We start from the raw sequence: 3,807 nt of genomic DNA, 5'->3' as shown, positions 1-3,807 counted from the left end.
GGTGGGGGGAAAAACCCCCGGCCGGTGGGCCGCGCGCCGCGTCAGCCCGGGGCCAGTCCCAACTCCGTCCGCACCAGACCGACCAGCCGGTGCGAGCCGAGGACGACGACGAGCCCGCCCGGGCCGACGAGGCCCGCCGCGTGCCGGAGCGCCGCCGCGGCCTCCGGCACGACGGCGGCCCCCGGCCGCCACCGCTCCGGGCCCAACGGGCCCAACGCCGCCCGCAGGGCGGCCGGTTCCGCCGCGTCGTGCGCGTCGGTCCTGGTGAGGACCAGCGGCCAGTCGGCCGGCAGCGGCGCCAGCATCCCCGGGACGTCCTTGCCGCGCACCGCCGCGAAGACCACCGCGGGGCGTGCCGCGCCGGCCAGGCGGCGCAGTTCGGGCGCGACGGTCGCGACGCCCTGCGGGTTGGTCGCGCCGTCGAGCAGCACCCGGCCGGTCCAGCCCGGCAGGGAGGCCGGGGCGACCAGTTCGAGCCGTCCCGGCCACCGGGTGGCCGCGATCCGTTCGCGCAACGGCGCCTCGTCCGGCCGCCCGGCGTGGCCGCGCTCGACCAGCGCGTCGAGTGCGGCCACGCCGAGCGCCAGGTTGTGGTGCTGGTGCCCGCCGGGCAGCGGGCAGACCAGCCCCCGCCGCGCCCCGCCCGGCGTGACGACGTCGACCAGTGACTCCTCGGCCACCGACCGCCGCCGGTGGTAGTGGTGGTCGATCTCGGCGCCCATCCGCCACACCGTCAGCCCGGACCGCCCGGCCAGGGCCCCGTCCGCGGCCTCGGCCGCCTCGGCCGGCAGCCGGCCGAACAGCACGTGGTCGCCGTCCGCCACGGCGCCGACCTTGGCCCGGGCGATCAGTTCGAGCGAGCCGCCGAGCCGGTCGGTGTGGTCGAGCGCGACCCCGGTGACGACCGTGACGCCGAGGCCCAGGAACCGCACCACCGCGTTGCGCCCGCCGATGCCGGCCTCGGCGACCACCAGGTCGACGCCGGCCCGCCGGAAGTGCGCGGCCGCCGTGGTCACGTGCATCCCGGAGGAGCTGAGCACCACGCCGGCCCGGTCGGCCGCCGCCGTCACCTCCTCGCACGCCGCCACATAGGCGGCGCGCGACACCGGCACCCCGTCCACCCTGATGCGCTCGCGCGGCTCCTGGAGGTGCGGGCTCGGCATGCTGCCCACCCGTACCCCGGCGGCGGTCAGCGCCGAGACGGCGAACGCGGCCGTGGAGCCCTTGCCGTTGGTGCCGACGACCATCGCGCCGCGCAGTGCCCGCTCGGGATGGCCGAGGGCCGCCAACACCTCGGGCACGTTGCCGCCCGGCCGTATGGCGCCCTCCGGCTTGTGTGCCTGCAACCGGGCGATCAGGTCGACGCAGTCCTGGTAGTCCACGGTCGACGATGATGACAACCCCGGGCGGGGTCACGGGTGATTGAGATCAATCCGTCACATAGGCGCGCAGATGCCGTCCGGTCAACGTGCTGCCGTCCGCGACGAGTTCGGCCGGGGTGCCGGTGAAGACGACGCGCCCGCCGTCGTGGCCGCCGCCAGGGCCGAGGTCGATGATCCAGTCGGCGTGCGCCATCACGGCCTGGTGGTGCTCGATGACGACGACCGTGTCGCCGGCGTCCACCAGCCGGTCGAGGAGCGCGAGGAGCTTGTCGACGTCGGCCATGTGGAGGCCGGTGGTCGGCTCGTCGAGCACGTAGACGGAGGACCGCTCGGCCATCTGGATGGCCAGCTTGAGACGCTGCCGTTCGCCGCCCGAGAGGGTGTTCAGCGGCTGGCCGAGTCGCAGGTAGCCGAGGCCGACGTCGGCCATCCGCGTCAGGACGGCGCGCGGTTGCGCCTCGGTGAAGAACGCGTGCGCCTCGGTGACCGACATCGCGAGCACCTCGCTGATGTTCTGGCCGCGCAGCGTGTACGCCAGGACCTCCGGCGTGAACCGCTTCCCCTCGCACCGCTCGCAGACGGACGCCACCCCGGCCATCATCGCCAGGTCGGTGTAGACGAGCCCGATGCCGTTGCAGTGGGGGCAGGCGCCCTCGGAGTTGGCGCTGAACAGCGCGGGCTTGACGCCGTTGGCCTTGGCGAACGCCTTGCGGACCGGGTCGAGCACCCCGGTGTAGGTGGCCGGGTTGGAGCGCCGCGAGCCGCGGATCGGCGACTGGTCGGCGACGGCCACCCCGTCCCTGGTCGCCAGGTAGCCGTGGATCAGCGAGCTCTTGCCCGAGCCGGCGACCCCGGTGACGGCGGTGAGCACGCCGAGCGGCACCTCCACGTCGACGCCCTTGAGGTTGTGCAGGTCGGCGCCCTTGATGGCGAGGTGCCCGACGGGGGTGCGGACGTTCGCGCGCAGCGGCGCCCGGTGTCCGAGGTGGCGGCCGGTGAGCGTGTCGCCGGCGGCGAGCCCGGGGACGTCGCCGGTGTAGCAGATCCGGCCGCCGTCCTCACCGGCGCCCGGGCCGAGGTCGACGACGTGGTCGGCGATGGCGATGACCTCCGGCTTGTGCTCCACGACGAGCACCGTGTTGCCCTTGTCGCGCAGCCGCAGCAGCAGGCCGTTCATCCGCTGGACGTCGTGCGGGTGCAGGCCGGTGGTCGGCTCGTCGAAGACGTACGTCACGTCCGTGAGGCTGGAGCCGAGGTGGCGGACCATCTTGACGCGCTGCGCCTCGCCACCGGAGAGGGTGGCGGAGGAGCGGTCGAGGCTGAGGTAGCCGAGGCCGATCTCGACCAGTGAGTCGAGGAGTTGACGGAGGTTGGCCAGCAGGGGGGCGACCGCCGGGTCGGTGATGTCGCGGACGAACTCGGCGAGGTCGCTGATCTGCATGGCCGAACACTCGGCGATGTTCCGCCCGTTGATCCGCGACGCGAGCGCGGCCCGCGCGAGCCGGCTGCCGCCGCAGGCGGGGCAGTCGGTGAAGACCACGGCCCGGTCGACGAAGGCGCGGATGTGCGCCTGCATGGTCTCGCGCTCCTTGCCGAGCCAGAGCCGCTTGATCTTGCCGACCAGGCCCTCGTAACTGACGTTGTTCGTCCCGATCCTGAGCTTGGTGGGCTCCTTGTGGAGGAAGTCCTGCCACTCCTGCTCGGTGAAGTCGCGCAGCGGGGTGTCCGGGTCGTAGAGGCCGGAGTTGGCCATCACCTGCCAGTACCAGGAGTCGACGGTGAAGTTGGGCACGGTGATCGCGCCCTCCTTGAGCGACCGGTCCCGGTCGACGAGTTGGTCGACGTCGATGTCGGTGACCTGACCGAGCCCCTCGCACTCCTGGCACATGCCCTCGGGGCTGTTGAAGGAGAAGTGTGTGGCGGTGCCGACGTACGGGGTGCCGAGCCGGCTGAAGACGATCCGCAGCATGGTGTAGGCGTCGGTCGCGGTGCCGACGGTGGAACGCGAGTTGGCCCCCATCCGCTCCTGGTCGACGACGATGGCGGCGCTGAGGTTGTACAGCCCGTCGACGTCGGGCCGGGACTGGCTGGGCATGAACGACTGGATGAACGCCGTGTACGTCTCGTTGATCAACCGCTGCGACTCGGCGGCGATCGTCCCGAAGACCAGCGAGGACTTCCCCGACCCGGAGACCCCGGTGAAGACGGTGAGCCGCCGCTTCGGTATGTCGAGCGAGACGTTCCGCAGATTGTTCTCCCGGGCACCGCGGACCTGGATCACGGTGTGGCCGTCGGCCTCGGTCGCCTGTTGCTGCTGTGCTGCGGACACGCGGGTTTCCCTCCCGGATACGAGTTAACTTCGTACACTGTACCCAATTCCGCCACGGCCCCGGGTGGGGCCGGGCACCGGCCGGGGTTTCCCCAC

At 72.8% G+C, this 3,807-nt stretch carries 2 protein-coding genes; both read right to left on the bottom strand.

Translation table 11 applies throughout. The annotated features are described in order from the left end of the window. Nucleotides 1-41 precede the first annotated feature (41 nt). A complete protein-coding gene (locus tag E1283_RS33440) occupies nt 42-1,382 on the bottom strand; it encodes a bifunctional folylpolyglutamate synthase/dihydrofolate synthase (RefSeq protein WP_132821924.1) in 1,341 nt (446 codons plus the stop codon). A 46-nt stretch (nt 1,383-1,428) separates the two neighbouring features. Then, the gene (locus E1283_RS33435; protein WP_132821923.1) at nt 1,429-3,711 is read right to left on the bottom strand and encodes an ATP-binding cassette domain-containing protein; all 2,283 of its coding nucleotides are present in this window, start codon (nt 3,709-3,711) and stop codon (nt 1,429-1,431) included. Between the last annotated feature and the right edge of the window lie 96 nt (nt 3,712-3,807).

It is taken from the genome of Streptomyces hainanensis, assembly GCF_004348415.1.
Classification (GTDB): Bacteria; Actinomycetota; Actinomycetes; order Streptomycetales; family Streptomycetaceae; genus Streptomyces; species Streptomyces hainanensis.
The sequence above is the reverse complement of the archived record's forward strand: the minus strand, read 5'-3'. Positions and strand labels throughout refer to the sequence as shown.